At 36.7% G+C, this 21,510-nt stretch carries 16 protein-coding genes and 1 tRNA gene; 9 read left to right on the forward strand and 8 right to left on the reverse strand.

Annotated elements, in window-relative coordinates; genetic code table 11:
• Positions 1-4 precede the first annotated feature (4 nt).
• The 3 genes from E0H99_RS02010 (at position 5) to E0H99_RS02020 (ending at position 1,823) form a co-directional block, all read left to right on the forward strand.
• Entirely contained in the window at positions 5-331 is a 327-nt protein-coding gene (locus tag E0H99_RS02010; protein ID WP_131990678.1) for an SUF system Fe-S cluster assembly protein, read from the forward strand.
• Between the two features lie 81 nt (positions 332-412).
• Positions 413-925 (forward strand): DUF2480 family protein, encoded by a 513-nt coding sequence (locus tag E0H99_RS02015; RefSeq protein ID WP_131990680.1) that lies wholly within the window; start codon positions 413-415, stop codon positions 923-925.
• 49 nt (positions 926-974) lie between these two features.
• On the forward strand, positions 975-1,823 hold the full coding sequence (locus tag E0H99_RS02020; protein ID WP_131990682.1) for a DUF3078 domain-containing protein: 849 nt from the start codon (positions 975-977) through the stop codon (positions 1,821-1,823).
• A gap of 54 nt (positions 1,824-1,877) precedes the next feature.
• On the opposite strand, the gene hflX is transcribed toward E0H99_RS02020, so the two are convergent.
• Positions 1,878-3,122 (reverse strand): GTPase HflX, encoded by a 1,245-nt coding sequence (gene hflX, locus E0H99_RS02025; protein WP_131990684.1) that lies wholly within the window; start codon positions 3,120-3,122, stop codon positions 1,878-1,880.
• 281 nt (positions 3,123-3,403) lie between these two features.
• Here hflX and E0H99_RS02030 point away from each other — a divergent pair, with 281 nt between their 5' ends.
• Together E0H99_RS02030 and E0H99_RS02035 are read left to right on the forward strand one after the other, a co-directional pair.
• The gene (locus E0H99_RS02030; protein WP_131990686.1) at positions 3,404-5,050 is read left to right on the forward strand and encodes a DUF6377 domain-containing protein; all 1,647 of its coding nucleotides are present in this window, start codon (positions 3,404-3,406) and stop codon (positions 5,048-5,050) included.
• A gap of 464 nt (positions 5,051-5,514) precedes the next feature.
• Complete coding sequence (locus E0H99_RS02035; RefSeq protein WP_131990688.1) at positions 5,515-7,632, forward strand: glycoside hydrolase family 97 protein; 2,118 nt, start codon at positions 5,515-5,517, stop codon at positions 7,630-7,632.
• Between the two features lie 58 nt (positions 7,633-7,690).
• On the opposite strand, the gene E0H99_RS02040 is transcribed toward E0H99_RS02035, so the two are convergent.
• The 7 genes from E0H99_RS02040 to E0H99_RS02065 form a co-directional block, all read right to left on the reverse strand.
• Entirely contained in the window at positions 7,691-8,152 is a 462-nt protein-coding gene (locus E0H99_RS02040; protein WP_131990690.1) for an FKBP-type peptidyl-prolyl cis-trans isomerase, read from the reverse strand.
• Between the two features lie 60 nt (positions 8,153-8,212).
• A complete protein-coding gene (locus E0H99_RS02045; protein WP_131990692.1) occupies positions 8,213-9,568 on the reverse strand; it encodes a DUF5689 domain-containing protein in 1,356 nt (451 codons plus the stop codon).
• Positions 9,569-9,578: 10 nt separating this feature from the next.
• On the reverse strand, positions 9,579-10,556 hold the full coding sequence (locus E0H99_RS17595) for a hypothetical protein (RefSeq protein ID WP_317128641.1): 978 nt from the start codon (positions 10,554-10,556) through the stop codon (positions 9,579-9,581).
• A 150-nt stretch (positions 10,557-10,706) separates the two neighbouring features.
• On the reverse strand, positions 10,707-12,416 hold the full coding sequence (locus tag E0H99_RS17600; RefSeq protein ID WP_317128642.1) for a carboxypeptidase-like regulatory domain-containing protein: 1,710 nt from the start codon (positions 12,414-12,416) through the stop codon (positions 10,707-10,709).
• A gap of 541 nt (positions 12,417-12,957) precedes the next feature.
• A complete protein-coding gene (locus tag E0H99_RS02055; RefSeq protein ID WP_131990694.1) occupies positions 12,958-14,169 on the reverse strand; it encodes an MFS transporter in 1,212 nt (403 codons plus the stop codon).
• A gap of 186 nt (positions 14,170-14,355) precedes the next feature.
• The gene (locus E0H99_RS02060) at positions 14,356-15,402 is read right to left on the reverse strand and encodes a Gfo/Idh/MocA family oxidoreductase (RefSeq protein ID WP_131990696.1); all 1,047 of its coding nucleotides are present in this window, start codon (positions 15,400-15,402) and stop codon (positions 14,356-14,358) included.
• 32 nt (positions 15,403-15,434) lie between these two features.
• Positions 15,435-16,505, reverse strand: coding sequence for an NADH:flavin oxidoreductase/NADH oxidase (locus E0H99_RS02065; RefSeq protein WP_131990698.1), 1,071 nt, complete (start codon positions 16,503-16,505; stop codon positions 15,435-15,437).
• A 200-nt stretch (positions 16,506-16,705) separates the two neighbouring features.
• Between E0H99_RS02065 and rseP the strand changes: the two genes are divergently transcribed.
• The 4 genes from rseP (at position 16,706) to E0H99_RS02085 (ending at position 21,358) form a co-directional block, all read left to right on the forward strand.
• Positions 16,706-18,049, forward strand: a complete 1,344-nt coding sequence (rseP, locus tag E0H99_RS02070; protein ID WP_131990700.1) for an RIP metalloprotease RseP — start codon at positions 16,706-16,708, stop codon at positions 18,047-18,049.
• 138 nt (positions 18,050-18,187) lie between these two features.
• A tRNA-Asn gene (locus E0H99_RS02075) sits at positions 18,188-18,261 on the forward strand.
• A 224-nt stretch (positions 18,262-18,485) separates the two neighbouring features.
• On the forward strand, positions 18,486-18,680 hold the full coding sequence (locus E0H99_RS02080; protein WP_131990702.1) for a hypothetical protein: 195 nt from the start codon (positions 18,486-18,488) through the stop codon (positions 18,678-18,680).
• 347 nt (positions 18,681-19,027) lie between these two features.
• Positions 19,028-21,358, forward strand: a complete 2,331-nt coding sequence (locus E0H99_RS02085; RefSeq protein WP_131990704.1) for a glycoside hydrolase family 3 protein — start codon at positions 19,028-19,030, stop codon at positions 21,356-21,358.
• Positions 21,359-21,510: the final 152 nt, after the last annotated feature.

The following is a 21,510-nucleotide window of genomic DNA, read 5'->3' on the forward strand; positions in this document are numbered from 1 at the left end:
TAAAATGGAAGAAACAATTATAGACACTGCCGAGTTAGGAGAATCAATCGTAAAAATATTAAAGACTATTTACGATCCGGAGATTCCTGTAGATATTTACGAATTAGGATTGATTTATGACGTGATGGTCAATACGGATTATGAAGTAAAAATCCTGATGACACTTACATCCCCAAACTGCCCAGTTGCAGAAAGTTTACCAAGAGAAGTAGAAGAAAAGGTAAAATCGATAGATAATGTAAAAGATGCTGAAGTAGAAATCACTTTTGATCCGCCTTGGAGTAAAGATTTAATGAGCGAAGAAGCAAAATTAGAATTGGGAATGCTTTAAAATTTAGTCATAAAGTTGAAAGTCATAAAGTCTCAAAACACTGACCTTATGACTTTCGACATTCGACTTTAAGACATAATTATGGAAGGAATAATAAATAAAGTTGCGAATAGTGTTTTGGAAGTTTTCGATCTCGAAGATTATTATCCAAGAGGGATTCGTACGCAAATAGATATTTCGCAATGGCTTCTGGAAGGATTTTTATTAAAAGAAAAAGACTTTAGAGAAGAGCTAAAAAATCATGATTGGTCACAATACCAGGATCAATATGTTGCTATTCATTGCAGCACTGATGCTATTGTTCCGGCCTGGGCTTCGATTTTGGTTGCGATTCAATTAGCGCCATTTGCAAAGAAAATCATTAATGGAACTTTGGAAGATTTAGACGCTTCACTTTATGAAGAATTACTGCCTAAAATTGATTATTCGGCATATAAAAACAAGCCTGTTATTATAAAAGGGTGCTCGAGAAAACCGGTTCCGATGCGGGCTTATGTATTAGCAGCGCATTACTTGCAACCTTTTGCACGAAGTATTATGTATGGCGAAGCTTGCTCTGCCGTTCCATTGTACAAAGCGCCTAAAAAGGACTAATACATTGCATTTATTTATACTTTAATGGTAGAATTTAAAATATAAAGTCATGAAAAAAATAGCGTTTTCTTTAGTATTACTTTTTGCGATAATTTCTATACATGCGCAAGAAACTCCAAAAGACTCTACAAAATTTTGGACCAAAAAAGGAAACATCTCTTTGCTTTTTAATCAATCGGCTTACAATAAACAATGGCTGGGTGGTGGAACTTCAAACGTTGCCGGTAATTTTGGTTTGAATTACGACTTCAATTATAAAAAAGGAGATGTCGTTTGGGATAATAAATTCATTCTAGGTTATGGTTTAAGCAAAATAAAAGGAGACGAAAAAACCGCAAAGACGGATGATCGTTTAGAACTTAATTCCCTTTGGGGCAAGAAAGCCAAAGGAGATTGGTATTATTCTATTTTTTTCAATTTAAAAACACAAATGGATTCTGGTTTTGACAAAAATGGAGTCAGAATTTCTCATTTCTTTTCACCTTCTTATTTTCAATTTGGACCTGGTATGTGGTGGAAAAAAAGCAATAATCTAAGCGTTAACTTTTCTCCGGCTACAGCAAAATTAATTTTAGTTGACGATCATTTTACTCAATTTGGCCCTTCTTTTGGAGTCTTGCAAGGAGATAATTCCAGATTTGAATTTGGCGCCAGTATTCAGGGATATTACAAATTCAATATAATGACAAATGTATCTATTGAAAACAGACTGAATTTATATTCTAATTATTTAGAGAATCCACAGAATATTGATGTGGATTATCAAATGAATGTACTCCTTAAAATAAATAAATACTTGTCAGCAAACGTAGCGGTACAGGCAATTTATGATGACAATTCTGTACAAGCCGTTCAAGTAAGAGAAGTATTTGGTTTAGGCGTAAACTACGGTTTTTAGAAATAGTATTTTTATAAAAAAAGACCTTTAGAAATTTCTAAGGTCTTTTCATTTTTATTCTAATTCTTCATTTTCTTCTTCTTTCTCAACAGCGTCTTTATAATCCGGATATAAAAACTTATTGTACGGAAAACGGGTGATGTGAATGTGTCGTACGGCTTCGTAAACACGTTCTCTGAATTCCTCAAAATTTTCTTTATTGGTAGCCGAGATAAACAATGCATTTTGTTCGCCTACTCTACTCATCCAAGTCGATTTCCATTCTTCCAGCGTGTAATGTCTTGGCGTTTTCTCCGTCATTAAATCATCTTCATCAATAGTCAAATGCTTGTAGGCATCGATTTTATTGAAAACCATAATTACCGGTTTGTCATTGGCTTTGATGTCCAATAACGTTTGGTTTACCGATGCGATATGATCCTCAAATTCAGGATGTGAAATATCAACTACGTGCAATAACAAATCGGCTTCACGAACCTCATCCAGTGTACTTTTGAAAGAATCTACCAATTGTGTTGGTAGTTTTCGAATAAAACCTACGGTATCCGAAAGTAAGAAAGGCAAGTTTTTAATAACCACTTTTCGAACGGTGGTGTCCAAAGTTGCAAAAAGTTTGTTCTCTACAAAAACATCACTTTTCCCTACGGCATTCATCAAAGTCGATTTTCCCACATTAGTATATCCTACTAAAGCCACACGAACCATTGCGCCACGATTACCGCGTTGCACGCCCATTTGCTTGTCGATGGTTTTTATTTTCTCTTTCAATAATGCGATTCGGTCCCGAACAATACGTCTGTCTGTTTCAATCTCCGTTTCTCCAGGTCCACGCATTCCAATTCCCCCTTTTTGACGCTCAAGGTGCGTCCACATTCCGGAAAGTCTTGGTAATAAATATTGGCATTGTGCTAATTCTACTTGCGTTCTTGCATACGAAGTTTCGGCGCGTTGCGCAAAAATATCCAGGATAAGGTGCGTTCTATCCAGGATTTTACAATCGATAATTTTAGATATATTTTTTTGTTGGGAAGGTGATAATTCATCATCAAATACCAAAGTCGAAATATCATTCTCTTTTACAAAAAGATTGATTTCCTCTATTTTTCCAGTTCCAACAAAAGTCTTGGGATTAGGACGTTCCATTTTTTGTGAAAAACGTTTCACTACTTGGCCCCCAGCGGTAAAGGTCAAAAACTCTAATTCGTCAAGATATTCGTTTAGTTTCTCTTCACTTTGATTTTGAGTTATAACACCAACTATAGCCGTTTTTTCGAAATTTATTACTTCTTTTTCTAACATGTCTTTGAATAAGTTACAAATTTAATGATTTGTGAGCGACTTATGGAGTTCTGGGTTTATAAAAAGTCAGAAGCTGTGAATAATGATAGTTTTTTGAAAGGAACATCCATTATTATTGGTAAAGACTTCACTTTATTCGAAATAAAAAATGAAACTATAAAATAGTGTAAATCCTTTGCAAGCTTCCTTTTCAATTTAATTTTTCTAACTTTATTACGATTCGAGTTTTAGGAGTTAGTCTAGATTTTTAATTATTTTTACATGAATTTAATTCCATTTGAATGAATCGCTTTCTGACAATACTTATTGCATTTCTATTTCCTGTTTTTATTTTTGCCCAAAATAATTCTGATGAATTGTTGGATGAATTAGACAAAACAGTAGATGATTATGCTGTTTATTCCAATAAAAAAGAGCGTGAAATCAACAAACTAAAAGAGCTGCTGTCCTACACTTCTACTGAAATTCAAAAATATGATATTTATGGAAAATTATATGCTGAATATAAATCCTATCAGTCGGATTCAGCCTTAATTTATGCAAGAAAGAGTTTTCAAATAGCCGAAAGACTAAATGACATTCAAAAGATTAATAATGCCCGATTAAATCTGGCTTCCATAATGGGAACATTAGGAATGTACAAGGAAGCAACTGATATTCTTAATACAATCGACATCAATACTTCGCCCGAACTAAAAGGCTATTATTTTACCGTTAATAGTGTCGTTTACGGGTATATGTCAGATTATGCGGCTTCGCTTCAGGAAAAAGAAAAGTATATTGTACTAACCAAGAAGTACCGTGATTCTTCCTTAATTTTTTATCCTACACAATCGAGTCCGTATATTATGGCGAAGTCCAGTATGCTTCTTGATGCTGAAAAACACAATGAAACACTGGCTTTATTACTAAAGTATTTTCCGAATATTGCTCACAACAGTCACGACCGAGCTGTTATTGCCTATATTATTTCCCAGGCGTATCGCGGAAAAAAAGATCCTAAGCAGGAGAAAAAATGGTTAACAATTTCTGCTATTTCCGATTTGCAGTTGGCTAAGAAAGAATATATTTCGTTGCGTTCATTGGCTTTTATAATGTATGAAAACGGAGATATAGACCACGCTTATAAATATATTAAACGTTCTCTTGAAGATGCCCTTTTTTGTAATGCGCGCTTACGGACGTATGAAATATCGAAGATGTTGCCCATTATCAACGAGGCGTATCAAAAACAAAATGAAACCAATCGACTTCAATTAATTCTGTTTTTGATAAGTGCCAGTATATTATCGGTGTTCTTGTTGGCGGTTCTTTTTTTACTTTTTAAGCAAATGAAGAAATTGTCCAAAGCAAAGCAGGATTTAAGTTTAGCCAACAGCAAGCTTTCGGAATTGAATAAAGAATTATACACCTTCAATGAGAAGTTAAACGAAACCAATTATACGCTGACTGAAGCCAATCTTTTAAAGGAAATATACATTGGCCGCTACATGGATCAGTGTTCGGACTATATAGGCAAGTTAGACGAATACCGCCGAAAATTGAATGTCATGGCAATGACAGGAAAAATGAACGACCTAGTCAGTGCCGTAAAATCGAAACAGTTTGTCGAAAATCAGCTCGCAGCGTTTTATACGAATTTCGACAAGACTTTCCTGCAACTTTTCCCTAATTTCATACAAGAATTCAGTGCTTTATTGATTGATGACGAAGCAACACAATTGAAGGAAGGCGAACTCCTGAATACGGAATTAAGAATCTTTGCACTCATTCGTTTGGGCATCAAGGATAGCGCAAAAATATCAACTTTCCTTCGGTATTCGGTATCCACTATTTACAATTATCGTTCGCAACTCAAAAACAAAGCAGCGGGTCCACGTGAGGAATTTGAAGCAAAAGTAATGCGGATAGGAACCTCTTTAAAATAGTGAAATTCTGTTTTTCAAGGAAATATTAAAGTCTAAAACAATCTCGAAGACCTTTTTTTTATTATAAATCTACCACTTTTTTTAAGTTCTAAATCTACATAATGCACCTATATTCAGTACCTTGCATATAAAAAATAGAAACACAGTCTACTTTTTTATAATGATGAAAATATGTAGTGCATAAAGCGTTTACTTTTACTTTCTCGAAATTCGGAATTCGGATTAAAACTTTGGGTTTTCAATAAATCGATTTCGTGAAAATCACATGCTAAGTACTATATGTAATTTAATGTCATATTTTAAAATCTAGAAAAAACAATATTAATTTAAAATATCTTGTTAATAACAAAGGTATTATATAATTATTTTTTGCCACAATAAGACTTTTGACTTTATGACTTTAAAACTTTCGACATACTTATTACCAAATCTGAAAAATTAATTTATCAAATTCTATTTAAAAAATGAAGCAATTTCTTTTCACAGCCCTTGCGTGGCTCGCGTTTTTTAGCCCTGCAAAATCGCAGCAGTTAAAATCACCAAACGGAAAATTTGTAATGGAATTCTCCTTACAAAATGACGGAACTCCAAGCTACAGTTTAACTTACAAAAATAAAACCGTTGTAAAACCAAGTAAATTGGGTCTTGAATTAAAAAACGACAAAAAATCGTTGTTAAATGATTTTACTGTTGTTGATACAAAAACTGCAACATTTGATGAAAATTGGAAACCCGTTTGGGGAGAAGTTGCCTCCATTCGCAATCATTATAACGAATTGGCAGTAACCTTAAATCAAAAAGAAACGGACAGACAAATTGTGATTCGTTTTCGTTTGTTTGACGATGGTCTAGGATTCCGTTATGAATTCCCTTCGCAAAAAAACCTTACTTATTTTGTAATCAAAGAAGAAAGAACCCAGTTTGCCATGACAGGCGATCATACTGCGTTTTGGATTCCCGGAGATTATGACACTCAAGAATACGATTATACCACCTCAAAGTTATCTGAAATTAGAGGATTGTCCGAGAAAGCAACTACCGCAAATGTTTCTCAAAAGTCTTTTTCTTCAACAGGAGTTCAAACTTCCCTCATGCTAAAAACAGCGGACGGATTGTATATCAATTTGCATGAAGCGGCACTAATCGACTATTCTTGTATGCATTTAAATCTGGATGATAAAAAAATGATCTTTGAATCCTGGTTAACACCAGATGCCAAAGGGGACAAAGGCTATATGCAGGCTCCAAACTATTCGCCTTGGCGTACGATAATCGTCAGTGATGACGCAAGAGAAATTCTGGCTTCAAAAATGACGTTAAACTTGAATGACCCTTCTAAAATTGAAGATACATCATGGATAAAACCCGTTAAATATGTAGGTGTTTGGTGGGAAATGATTGCTGGAAAAAGCTCTTGGGCGTACACGGATGAATTTCCTACGGTACAACTTGGCGTAACTGATTTTTCAAAAGCCAAGCCAAATGGAAAACACGGTGCAAACAACACTAATGTGAAAAAATACATTGATTTCGCAGCTAAACACGGTTTTGATGCCGTTTTGGTCGAAGGCTGGAATGAAGGTTGGGAAGACTGGTTTGGACACTCGAAAGATTATGTTTTTGATTTTCTGACTCCATACCCTGATTTTGATGTTAAAGGATTGCATGAATATGCCAAATCAAAAGGCGTTAAAATGATTATGCATCACGAAACATCCGGTTCTGTGCGTAACTATGAGCGCCACATGGACAAAGCCTATCAGTTTATGAAAGACAATGGGTACGATGCCGTAAAAAGTGGCTATGTGGGTGATATCATGCCAAGAGGCGAAAACCACTACAGCCAATGGATTGTCAATCATTATCAATATGCTTTAGAAAAAGCGGCCGAGTATAAAATTATGTTGAATGCGCACGAGGCGGTTCGTCCAACGGGTATTTCCAGAACCTATCCCAATTTAATTGGTAACGAAGCCGCAAGAGGAACAGAATATCAAGCTTTTGGGGGTTCTAAACCCAATCACGTAACGGTATTGCCTTTTACCCGCTTAGTAGGTGGGCCAATGGATTATACTCCGGGAATTTTTGAAATGGACTTAAGCAAATTAAATCCAGATAATAATTCTCATGTCAACAGTACGATTGCAAATCAATTGGCATTGTACGTAACGATGTACAGCCCGTTGCAGATGGCAGCTGATACACCGGAAAATTACGATCGCTTTCCGGATGCTTTTCAGTTTATCAAAGATGTAGCAGTAGATTGGACAGACAGCAAATACCTTGAAGCAGAACCAGGTCAATATGTTACCGTTGCGCGTAAAGCAAAAGTGACGAACAACTGGTTTATCGGTAATGTAAATGGTGATCCTTCCCGTACCTCAACGATCAAATTTGATTTCTTGGAAAAAGGAAAAAAATATGTAGCCACCATTTACGCAGATGCCAAGGATGCACATTATAAAACCAATCCGCAAGCGTATACGATTCGTAAAATGACGGTAACTAATAAATCGAAACTGTCACAACTCAGTGCTCCTGGTGGAGGTTATGCGATAAGCATCGTTGAAATCAAAAAATAAGTAACTACAAAAGGCTGTCCGAAAAGACAGCCTTTTGTGATTTTATAATAGCCTTGAACTAATTTACTTTAATCAGTTTGACATCAAAAACAAGAACAGAACCTCCCGGAATAGGTCCGCTACCATTGCTTCCGTAACCCAGATGAGCAGGAATTAAAAGAACTCCGTTTCCACCTTCCTTAAAATAGGGAATGCCTTCTGTCCAACCTTTTATTACTTGATTTAATCCAAAAGAAATTCCTTCTGCTTTACTTTCATCAAAAACAGATCCATTGGTAAAAAAACCTTTATAAGCTACCGTTACATTAGATGAAGCTGTTGGTTGCGCACCTGTTCCTGCTTCATTAACCACATAATACAACCCTGAATCGGTTTTTGTGGCAGTCAATTTATTTTTGGCAATGTAATCCACAATTTCTTTTTCGTTTTGAACGGTGTAATCAACAGGTTTAGATGCTTCATTATCCGATAAACAAGAAACAAATAATAAAGAAATTAGGGCTAATAAAGTAGATTTCATAATTTAATTTAAATGTTAAGGCTGCAAATATAGTAATTCAAGCCAAGCCTTTTATAAAAATTATTTATACCCAAAAACCTGAACATCATCTACTTGAAAAGCACCATCCAAAGCCAGGTTTTTTCCGGAACCAGTATATTTAAAAGCAATGTTGATTTTACCTTTGTACGAAGATAAATCTACTGCGCCACTTCCTATAAACTGATACCAAGGGGTTGCTTGTTTGGGTAAATTGGCAACTAATGGAGTCCAAGTTGCTGTCGCCACATTCAACCCGTCAAAATTACTGGAAACATAAACTTCCAGAGAATTTAACTGGGAATCGACATCTAAATGATGTTGGGCTGCTCTAAAAGTCAGGACTTCTTTCGTGTGAACATCCATATCAATTTTTGGCGAAATCAACCAAGCCACATTCGAAACGACTTTGGTTCCTGTGATATTAAATTCGGCATAACCGTTTCCGGAATAGACCGTGCCTTTCCAGAAAAGCGTTCCTTTTTGGACAATATTCGCCCAGCCCGGCAGACTCAAATTCGACTTATCAATCACTGTTTCAAAATCTTCTGAGAAAAAAGGAATCGTCCTTGTTCCTGTCATCACAACATCTTTTTCAGAGCGCGGTAACAGTTGATAATCGGTTCCATATTTCGTCAAAATTCCTTTTACTTTTCCACTTCCATTGGGAACTACTTTAGTCGCAAAATCAGAAAAACTACTCGTTCTAAAATAGACTTGATTGCCCAATTTATCCATCAAACCCCAATTCGTAGCGCCACCCACATTATTAGTTTCTTCAAAATAATGACGTCCTATTGCGGTGGCTGTAAATTGAACATCTGACAATTCGATCAACGTATTCAAATTAGAATCGTTCAGCAATTCCGACATCGAAATGGACCGAATCAACAAGTCCTCACTAACACTCGTACAGGAAGCATTCAGTACTTTTTTATACTCATTTTGAGAAAGTCGACCTACTCCGCCTTCATTATAAGAATTCACAAAAATGCTCCCAATGCGCATGCCTCCAAACGAAATATCCGTGTATTGATCTTTCAACTTTATATATACTTTATTGCCCAGTCTGTAATCAATATACAAATTTGTAGCATCCACGGGAACACTAAATCCTATGGCTGGAGTTGTGGCTGTTGCCAAAGTTTGAAAGGAAATCGACTTGAAAAAGTTCCCCGATTCATCGTTGGAAACCACATACGCCTCGATTATATCATCGTATTTGTATTGCGTTACAATGGCATTCGCAGCAGCGTGAACTTCGCTAACTGCTTTATTGGTCACTAAATCTGGTTGCGTACAAATAAGTTTCGGTGCAGCAACCTCATCCGTTACGCAACTGCCGAATATAATTGTCAACAGCAAAAATAAAAAGGATTTGTAGAATGTTGATTTCATATGCTTTAATTTATAGATTGATATAAAGATTCACGAAATACGTTCTTCCGTATCCATAGAAATATTTTGGACCAAAAGAAGGCGTACCGCTGGAAACATCCTGATTGATTTGTCTGAAATTAGCATTTCTGGCTTGTTCATAACCGCCCGTTTTATAGGAAACATTAAGTACGTTATTGATGCTGGCAAAAACCCCAACATTCTTTCCATAAATCAGCCATGATTTTCCACCCACGAGATTCAATAACATCGTTGGGTCAAATTTTTCCTGTTTTAATAGTACTGCGGCTCTTTCCTCCGTCGCTTCTGGAAAATTGAAACCGCTTGCGGGATTTTTATAAAATATTTCGGTTCTGGAAATAGGAGAAATATCGATATAACTATTGGTGAGATAATTTACATTGGCGCTAATCCACCAATATTTAGGATCTCTGTATTCAATTCCCAATGAATACGCTCGTTGTGGCATTCCCGCTTGTTTGTATTTTTTTAGTACGGCCGTTCCAAAATCAAAAACCGGACTGGTATTTTCCAAAGAAGCTTCGGCATCATTTGTCAAAGTCACTTTTGGATTGCTGTCATACGTATATTCCCCAAAAGCCGCCGAAAAAGTGGTTTTAAACGTGGGGTTTAATTGGTATTCCAAACTGAACTCTCCACCCATATTTTTCTTATTCAACTGCGTTAATGTCTGACTCACAAAAGCATCGGTATTTAAATAACCCGCTCCGTCATCAAAAATTCCCTCAGCATAAAAAAAGGAAATTTGAGTCGCGTTTTTAATCAGCGCATAATAGGTCGTCAATCGGGCTTTCAGTTTTGGAGAGCGATAAACATAACTGGCGTCCAAACTGCTGATGTTCTCACTTTCGAGTCCGTCTACAATCGAATTATTCAGTCGGGAATTAGCAAACGTATTTCTCAAAGAAGGTGCTTTGGTCAAATGTGCCACATTGAAAGTGACCATTTCTTTGCCGGAAATTTTCAAATTGAATCCGGCTTTGAAGCCAAAATTTTCAAACGTAACTTTCTCGCTTTTTCCGAAGGAATTGGTTTCGTAAATTCCGTTTTTGTATAATCCTTCCCTTTGATAATTGGCACTTGAAAAATTCTGAGCCAGATAAAAATCTGCTTTATTCTAGGTGAATTTAAATTGGGTGAACGCTTCTACAGTATTGGCAAAATAATTATAGTTGTATCCGTACGTATCTCCAACGACTACTTGTCGGTCTGGATTATTCAAATCAGACTGGGATTGATTCCCGCTGTAAAAAGCATCGATATCTTCAAAATAAGAACCGCCAAGCAAGTCTAATAATTTTTGAGAATTGTGCGATTTTAGTTTTTTGAAAGACGCTCCGGCATTCAGAAAAATATTTTCTGACAGTTGCGCACTCAAATTCGTTGTAGCCACCGCCGTTTGATCTTCTACTTGATCTTCATACAAAACATAATTACTTTTTGCCGGTTCATACCCTGAAATAGATCCACTACTATCAAAAACTGGATTTTGATTCGCTTGGTATAAAGCCGTCCAATCGATTTGGGAATACGCTAAGAACTGAGCTTTACTTTTCTCCGCATTTTCATAATCTGGGGTGAATTCACCCGAAAATTCTCCGTTATCCGGGGCATAAAGAGAGCTGTAATAACTGGGCATTTTTCTGTAATATGTTGGATCCGGACTATTCGCATTTTGATAATCAATATTACTGTTGGCAATTTTTCCAAATTGATACATCACACTCGAATTCAGATTGGCTTTATCATTGATTTTAAAATAATGATTCAGCATAATCGTGGGTTCTTCAATGGTTTTTATGCGTCCATTCCTCTTCTCACCGTCCTGAAAACCCCAATAGGAATTGTATTTTACATTGGTCAGTTGGGTTACTTCGGCTGTGTTTGGGGAATTTTTAGCTCTGGAATTGGGCGTGTACATTGCCGTTAGATTCAACGAATGTTTCTCGTTTAATTTTTTTTCGAGACTTATAAAAAAAGAATTCGCATTATAATTTGTTCCTTCAAAATAGCCTTCTTGTGCCCAGCGTTTCCCTGCCGAAACTACAAAAGCCCAACCGCGGGAATTCATTCCGGAAGCATGTGTTGCCATCGTGCGCCAACTGTAATTAGTATTGGTCCCTGAAAATGAAATTCGGGAGCCGGGTCTGTAAATAGAGGCTCGCGTGTTGATTTCCTGTGTTCCTAAAATTCCGCCAAACGTATAATCCGAAGGTGTGGTTCCAAGTGTGAATTCCTGATTGCGGAGCGCATCATTTAATCCACCCCATTCGCTCCATTGGGGTCTGCCATCATAGATTTTATTCATGGAAACGCCGTTGATCATCATTGTGGAATGCTCGCTGTCTAATCCGCGAACTCTAAAACGAGCTTGTCCCCAATTGAAAGCCGCTGCTTGCAAAAAAGCATCACGGGAGGATTGTAACAATCCAGAAGTACTTTCGGAACTGCTGTTGTCATCACTAAAATCACTTTCTATAAGTGTTATTAAACTGCTTTGCTGTTCTGTGGATTGGTCTTCTTCTAAAGTTATAGTTCCTAAATCCAGCATTTTTCCTTGGGTAATTTCTATAGGATACAAGGCATCTTTGAAACCTTGACTGTGTACCAAAAATAAAATATTTCCTGTGGGAACGGTATCAAAACTGAAATTACCATCTGCTTTAGTGAGTTGCATTAAAGTCGTATTTTGAATACTGACGACTACAAAACTTAACGGATTTTGCGTTTTGGAGTCCATTACTTTTCCAAAAAATCCCGTTTTGTTTTGTGCCGTAATGCATCCTATTTGAACGAAAAAGAAAAAAATCATGTAGAATTTATTCATATATTCAAATTATGATGATGGTATATAATTACTGAAATTTTGGTCTAGAGGATTTTTATTTTTTTTATTCCTAGCGAGAAGTTAAACCGTTAAAATTCCTTTTAACGGTTGAACAAAAAGCATAGAAAGCGTCATCCGAAATGGAATAACAACTTGGAAATAATTAAAAAATGAATTTTGGAAAAATGGTATAAATCCTAATAATTTAATACTGAAAAAAGTGGTATTTAAAATCCAGCATACAATCAAACTATTTCTTGAAAGAATTATAATGTTAAATATACGGAAAAAATAGTAACTTATTGATTTTCAATAAAAATAATTTAATTCAATTGGCTTTAGTAACTTCTATTTGAAAAAATTATTAGAAAAAACAAACGTATTGAGTAGCCCCGATGGCAGCAAGTATCCTTTTTATAAACGCTTTGAACCCTTTCAGCGTTTTTGAACTCTAAAAGCGTTGCGTTTAAAAAAGATACTGCGAACAGCGGGTGATTGTCTTTTATGGAAAAGGAATTGTTGTGCTCCTAATAAAAAATATTTATTCGATTGCTTTGATTCGGGAAACCATGAATGCAATGAGAATCCCAAAAACACCGATGAATGCAAATGAAAATCGCAGACTCGACAACTCAGCTATATACCCAATAACTGGCGGACCCATTAGAAATCCCAGAAAACTGACACTAGAAACTGTGGTTAACGCTACGCTTGGAGAAACGTTTGGGTTTTTTCCGGCAACGCTGTACACTGTGGGTACTATGGTGGAAACTCCCAATCCGACAAACATGAATGCAATAGTTGCAGGAATGAGAAAAGGGAAAAATACCGCTGTAAAAAGTCCTGCCGAAATCATGACACCGCTAATTTGCAAGACTGTTTTTCGGCCAAATTTATGGATGAGACCGTCTCCTAAGAATCGTCCGCCCGCCATCATAATCATAAATGAGGTGTATCCCAAAATGACTAATGGTCCAGGTGCCTTGATGACATCTTTGAAATAAACGCCGCTCCAGTCAAACATCACGCCTTCACTGGCCATGCAACAAAACCCGATTATTCCTAGCCAAATTAGAGCGCTGTCCGGTTTTGAAAAGAATTTTTCCTTTTCTGTTTTGATAGTTTCCTTCGCTTTTATTAAAAATTTATAGTTGAAAGCCATCATCAAAAGTACGATTCCGGCAACAATAAGAAAGTGAATATAGGGTGTTAATTCAAAGGCTAACATTCCCAATCCTACCAGAGCGCCTGTGAATCCTGCAAAACTCCACATTCCATGAAAAGAGGACATGATGGTTTTCTTGAACAGCACTTCGGTATAAACACCTTGAGTATTAACAGCGATATTCGATAAATTACCAAAGATTCCAAACACGAATAATCCCAATGACAATTGCCAAGCCTGAACAGCTAATCCCAAATTTGTCAGGCTAAAAATATAAAATAACAGGGAAAATATCAAGATTCGATGGCTTCCAAAACGGGTAACTAATTTTCCAGAGAAAGGCATTATCACTAATTGTCCTAATGGTAAAGCGAACAAAATAGTTCCTAAATCGCCTTCGCTTAAATGCAATGCTGTTTTTATATCAGGTATTCGGCTGGCCCAAGTGGCAAAACACAAACCCATTCCAAAATAGAACATCGAAACCGCCCAACGGATTCTGTTCAGATACGAAACCTTAGCATTTTTATACGTTTTCTTGTATTTGGCTTTGGTTTTAAATCGGGATATAAAATTGAGATCGATCAAGACAATTGAGTTTTTAAATTTAACTTGACAAAATTACAAAAAGCAATCGTTCATTGCGTTAAAATAACGCATGTGTCTAAAAATACAACGTTATTGTTTATAAAAAACACAGATTACAACTTCTAAAAAGTGATAACCGCGAATTTGCGAATTCATTTTTATACTTTAAAATTCGCAAATTTGCGGTTAATTTTGCAAATCAACACCTTTTTTCTGGGCACTGCTCTGAATAGCGGCTTCAATAATTTGCATCACATGTACGCCATCTTGTGCCGTTACTGGCTCTGGTTTATCATTTAAAATAGCATTATAAACACCGTCAAAAAAATCATAATAATTTCCTTGAAGTGTTGGTATGTATTCTTTTACAATGTCACCGTTTATTTCCGTGTGCAAAAAACCTTTTTTGTCTGAAGATTCAGTTCCCCAGGTGTCCAGATTTGGTTTCATACCTAGTTTTAATTCGTCTTCCTGTACATCGCCACGCGCTTTCAAGAAAGAACCTTTCTTACCATGAACCACAAAAGACGGAATGGCTTCGCGTACAAAAAACCCCGCTTTTAATCGGACACGAAAGTTGGAATAATACAGTAAAACATCAAGGTAATCATCTACCAAGGAATGTTCCCTTGTGATGCGGATATCTGCAAAAACGAATTGTGGTAAACCAAACAAACACAACGCCTGATCAATTAAATGAGGACCTAAATCCTTCAGAATTCCAGCACCAGAATTGGCCGTTTCTTTGTGTTGCTTTGGACTTAAAATCGGATTGTAGCGATCAAAATGGAATTCGGCTTCCACAATTTCGCCAAGGACATTATCCGAAATAATTTTTTGCACCGTTTTGAAATCGCTGTCCCATCTCCTGTTTTGAAAAACGGCCAGTTTCAATCCTTTTTCTTTGGCCAAAGCCGCTAATTCCTGCGCTTGGGTAACGGTTGTGGTAAATGCCTTTTCGACCAAAGCATGTTTCCCGGCCAGTAAAACTTTTTTGGCATATTCGTAATGTGTTTCTACAGGCGTATTGACTACCACCAGATCAACATCATCTTCCAATATCTCTTCCATCGTGGCGTAACTTTTCACCGAAGGGAAATCCTGATGTATTAATTTTTTACTTCTTTCCCAAGAACCAAGGAGTTCAAATCCGGGATGGAAGTTTAAAAAGGGAGCATGAAATACTTTTCCGGACATTCCGTAGGAAAGCAAAGCAGTTTTAATTTTTTGCATTTAATTTTTATTTACGTCAAACACGAATTGTATTATTTAATTTTGGCTCTTTCGTATTGTTTTGGCCATTGGATATTCGCATGATGTTCCTCGGCAAATTTCAACCCTAAATTCGGATTTCTAAGCGATTCTCTGGCAAATAATACTATATCTGCTTTTCCTGAAGCAATAATTTCCTCGGCTTGAATGGCTTCGGTGATTAAACCAACTGCGCCTGTCATCATTCCAGTTTCCTTTTTTATGCTTTCCGCAAAAGGAACTTGGTAATTTGGACCTAAAGGAATTTGTTGGTGTGAGACTAATCCTCCCGAAGAAACATCAATTAAATCCACTCCTTTTTCTTTTAGTATTTTCGAAAGCTGTACTGATTCTTCGATGCTCCAACCGCCTTCCGCCCAGTCTGTAGCCGAAATTCTAACGAATAGAGGCAGGTTGTTCGGCCATTCTGATTGAACTGCTTCCACTATTTCGAGTGTCAAACGGACGCGGTTTTCAAAACTTCCGCCATATTCATCCGTTCTGAAATTTGACAAAGGCGATAGAAATTGATGCAACAAATACCCGTGAGCGGCATGGATTTCCAACACTTGAAAGCCCCCTTGAACGGCTCTTTTTGTGGCTGATTTAAAGTCAGCAATTACTTTTTGAATTCCCCTTTTATCTAATGCAATAGGTGCTTTTTCGTTGTCATGATATGCCACGGCGCTTGACGCCACGGTATTCCAACCGCCTTGTGTTTCGTCTAATTTTCTTCCGCCTTCCCAGGGAGCTGCGGCACTTGCTTTTCTTCCGGCATGCGCCAATTGGATTCCGGGAACTGAATTCTGGCTGATAATAAAACGATTAATCTGTTGCATTTTTTCGATATGTTCGTCTTTCCAAAGTCCTAAATCCTCTGGAGAAATTCTGCCTTCGGGAGAAACCGCTGTCGCTTCCTGAATGATTAATCCCGCTCCTCCGGTGGCACGACTTCCCAGATGTACGAGATGCCAATCATTGGCAAAGCCATCTTGAGCAGAATATTGGCACATGGGAGAAATAGCGATTCTATTTTTGAGCGTGATGCTTTTTATTTGGAGTGGTAAAAATAATTGAGATGGCATAGTATTGATTTAAGTATATTATTTAAATGAAGATAAATAGAATTTTATTTTAAAAAAAGTAAAGTTAAGGGACACCAGCGAAACGAGAGATTGAATTTCCATTAATTAACAAATATTTAAAATCTTATGGAACAATTATTGTAAATTAAACAAATAGAAAACCTTACTTTTGTGAGTTGTAAAAGAACTAAAATTAAAAAATGGACATAGTTATCAAGCTTTCTCAATTTTTATTGAGCTTATCATTACTTATTATACTTCACGAATTAGGACATTTCATCCCTGCTAAACTGTTTAAAACCAGAGTCGAAAAATTCTACTTATTTTTTGACGTTAAATATTCCCTTCTAAAAAAGAAAATTGGCGAAACTGAATACGGTATCGGTTGGTTGCCTTTGGGTGGTTATGTGAAAATTTCCGGAATGATTGACGAAAGTATGGATAAGGAACAAATGGCTTTGCCACCGCAACCTTGGGAATTTAGATCTAAACCGGCTTGGCAACGTTTGATTATTATGTTGGGTGGCGTTACTGTGAATTTCATTTTGGCATTTATCATTTATATCGGAATGGCATTTGCTTATGGCGATACCTATATCGCTAATGAAGATTTGAAAGACGGACTTTTGATCGAGAGTCCAGTTATGAATACTGTCGGATTCAAAACTGGCGATCACATTGTATCTGTAGATGGTGAAAAAATCGTCAAATTTGATAATGATCTTACTATGAAAGTTATCATGGCAAAAGAGGTGCTGATAGAAAGAGATGGAGTTCAGCAAGCTATCAAAATGCCTAATAATTTTGTGGACCAATTATCAAAACAGGGAAAAAGCACATTGCTGGATATCAGAAGACCTTTTGTTATAGGATCTGTTACTGATGGATCGAAAAACACTTCATTACAGCCAAAGGATATCGTCCTTGCGCTTAACGGACAACCAACAAAATATTTTGACCAGGTAAAAACGGTTTTGGAAAACAACAAAAACAAAACCATTTCTGCAACTGTTCTTCGTGATCAAAAAGAAGAGCAACTTCAGGTTTTTGTAAACAAAGATGCAGCACTAGGTGTGCAATTAGGCGGATTAAGTATAGCTTCACTTGAAAAATTGGGCTACTACAAAGTAAGCAAGCAGGAATTTGGTTTCTTAGAATCTATTCCGGTAGGGATTACAAAAGGGAAAGATCAATTAATAGGATACGGAAAACAATTAAAAATGATTTTCAGTCCAAGTACGGGTGCTTACAAACAAGTAGGTGGTTTTGCTGCTATTTACAATATTTTTCCTAATACATGGAGCTGGGAAGTTTTCTGGAACATCACGGCTTTGTTATCGATAATGCTTGGTGTAATGAACTTATTGCCTATCCCAGCACTTGATGGTGGCCATGTAATGTTTTTATTATATGAAATCATCAGCGGTAAAAAACCAAGTGATAAATTCTTAGAGAATGCGCAAATGGTTGGTTTCGTATTACTTATAACACTGTTATTATTCGCTAACGGAAACGACATTTACAAGGCAATTGTAGGGAAGTAAAAAAAATTGAAAAAATTTTTATTTTTGCTTGCAGAAATCAAATTAAGCCCTATCTTTGCACCGCTTTACAAGTGAACCACACCTCACTAATAAACACCCAAAAACGTTCATTCATTACCAGAATAAAAATATACAGTTTCCTTCTTAGCTCAGTTGGTTAGAGCATCTGACTGTTAATCAGAGGGTCCTTGGTTCGAGCCCAAGAGAGGGAGCTTTTTAAAAAGACTTTACAGCAATGTAAGGTCTTTTTTGTTTTAAGGCGGTAGTGAAAGCAAGACTTCATGATGATTCAGTAGAGAAGAGAGAATTTTTGACTTCTGCCAACTTGCCAACTTATTTTACAAAAAAAGGCAACATATTAGGCAACATCTCTTTTTCTAAAAGGCATCACTTTTTTTATCGTAACTAATTGTACGTCTAACTTAAACCAAAAGTTATGACAACAGACAATTTTAAAATCCTATTTGTTCAAGGAAAGAACAGAACAAACAAGAAGAATCAATCTCCATTGTATTGTAGATTAACCCTAAATGCATTGGTGCTTTTTACATTTACCAACCGAAAAACAAGAGGGTACCAATTGAAATTCACCATCCGTTATTTGCACACTTTCCTCAATTTGTCTTCTTAAAATCTCCTCCATAACTCCTTTTGTTAATACACGGTTAAAAAAACGGTTAAAATAAGACGATTAAAAACTTCCCTTTAATTCGGTGCAATTGAAAAACCACTAGATTACATTAAAAGTGAAAACCAGCGTTAAATAGTTTATTTTTAAAGAGTTTCCATCTTTTTTTAGAAAATATTTTTATCTCATTGCGTTGATATGACACATATTTATTATATTTGAAATCCTTTTCGTGAACTCGACAGCAACAGAAAGCGGTGTTGATTACAATTTTGCGCTTTGAAAATACGATTACAAAACATAAACCACCATAATTTAGCTATTTAATTACCAAATACAAAAACCAGAACATGAAAAAAAGAATTGTACTGCCTGCGTTGATTTTACTTGTTGCAATGCAAACGTATGCCCAAAAAAAATGGACGGAAACGCCTAAAGACTCCCATAACATTGTTCAAAACCAAGGAGGACAAACATTAGGATATTCTCCAAAATCAGGCATTAAAATCATACAAGTAGACGGTTTGGCTTTTAAAGACCTCAACAAAAATGGGAAATTAGATATTTATGAAGATTGGAGAAAACCGGTAGCGGAACGTGCCAAAGATCTTGCCACCAAAATGACAGTAGAACAAATGGCCGGATTAATGTTGTACAGCCGTCATCAGGCTATTCCGGCACCTGAAACCGGAATGTTTGCCGGAACGTATACTGAAAAATCTTTTTCTAAAAGTGGTGCAAAATCATCTGATTTGTCCGATCAGCAAGTTGCATTTTTAACCAAAGACAATTTACGTCATGTGTTAATGACTTCTGTTGAAAGTCCAATAGTGGCAGCAACATGGAATAATAATATACAAGCATTAGTTGAAGGCATTGGGATGGGAATTCCTTCTAATAACAGTTCTGATCCAAGAAATGGAGCCAATAAAGATGCTGAATACAATGCCGGTTCCGGTGGCGCTATATCACAATGGCCGGAAGAATTAGGATTAGCCGCTACTTTTGATGCCACTATCACAGAACAATTTGGCGCTATTGCAGCCAAAGAATACAGAGCCATGGGAATCACCACGGCGCTATCCCCACAGATTGATTTGGCGACAGAACCAAGATGGAATCGTTTTGTGGGTACTTTTGGCGAAGACCCAAAACTGGCAACAGATATGGCAAGAGCTTATGTGGATGGATTTCAAACATCACCAAAATCGATTGCTGCTTATGAAGGATGGGGAAATCAAAGTGTCAACGCGATGATCAAACACTGGCCAAGTGGAGGTCCGGAAGAAGGTGGTCGTGATGGTCATTTTGCATACGGAAAATTTGCAGTGTATCCGGGAAATAATTTCGAAACTCATTTAAAACCTTTTACAGAGGGTGCCTTTAAATTGAATGGCAGTACTAAAAAAGCCTCAGCAGTGATGCCGTATTACACGATTTCGTATGGTCAGGATAAAAAATACGGTGAGAATGTTGGAAACGGATTCAGTAAATACATCATTACGGATTTATTAAGAGATCAATACGGTTATGAAGGAGTCGTTTGTACGGATTGGCTGATTACTGCAGATGAAGGCCATACTCCTGATGTTTTCTCGGGGAAATCTTGGGGTGTTGAAAAATTAAGTATTGCCGAAAGACATTATAAAGTTTTGATGGCAGGGGTCGATCAATTTGGCGGGAATAATGATATTAATCCGGTGCTGGAAGCGTACCAAATGGGAATAAAAGAACACGGTGAACCATTCATGCGCAAGCGTTTTGAGCAATCAGCGGTTCGTTTGCTTTTGAATATTTTCAGAGTGGGATTGTTCGAAAACTCCTATTTAGACCCTATGGAGACCAAAGCTATTGTGGGGAAACCTTATTTTATGAAAGCAGGATACGACGCGCAATTGAAGTCTGTTGTGATGATTAAAAATCAAAATAAAACGTTGCCAATTGCAAAAGGAAAGACAGTTTATATCCCAAAAAGAGTTACTCCGGCGGGAATCAACTTTTTTGGTCAACCATCATCAGAAAAAATTGAATATCCGGTTAATTTAGAATTGATTAAAAAATATTATACGGTAACGGATGATCCTGCTAAAGCAGATTTCGCCATTGTATTTATCAAAAGTCCGATAAGCGGAGGATACAGTAGAGCCGATAGAGAAGCCGGTGGAAATGGATATGTGCCCATTAGTTTGCAATTAAAAGACTATACCGCAGTCGATGCCAGAGCGCAAAGTATTGCTGCTGGAGATCCTGTGATTGACCCAACGATTACCAACCGTTCGTATTGGAATAAAACATCAAAATCAAATTCGTACCCGGATTTAAACACCATTCTGGAAACTAAAAAAGCCATGAGTGGAAAGCCGGTATTAGTGTCTGTGAATATTTCTAATCCAATGGTTTTTGGGGAATTTGAAAAAGAAGTCGATGCTATCGTGGGAGAATTTGGCGTACAAATAGAAGCTTTGTTGGATATTGTTTCGGGTAAAACAGAACCTTCCGGATTGTTGCCTTTGCAAATGCCATTGAACATGACAACTGTTGAAAAACAATTGGAAGACGTTCCTCACGACATGACACCCTATAAAGATGCTGCTGGGAATGTGTATGATTTTGGTTTTGGATTAAACTGGAAAGGGGTAATCAAAGACGCTAGAACCGCAAAATACAGCGTTAAGAAATAAGTAAATTACATTTCAACCACCTAATTATTTAGGTGGTTTTTTATGTGCAATTCTAAATTTTGAGTTCATTTCTCGCTACAAAAACAGGATTCCAATCGCTTTATTTTGTTAATTCTAAGCAAAATTAAATGCTTGATTGAATTTTTAATTCC

Origin of the sequence: Flavobacterium sp. GT3P67, from assembly GCF_004349155.1 — a bacterium.
Classification (GTDB): domain Bacteria; phylum Bacteroidota; class Bacteroidia; order Flavobacteriales; family Flavobacteriaceae; genus Flavobacterium; species Flavobacterium ranwuense.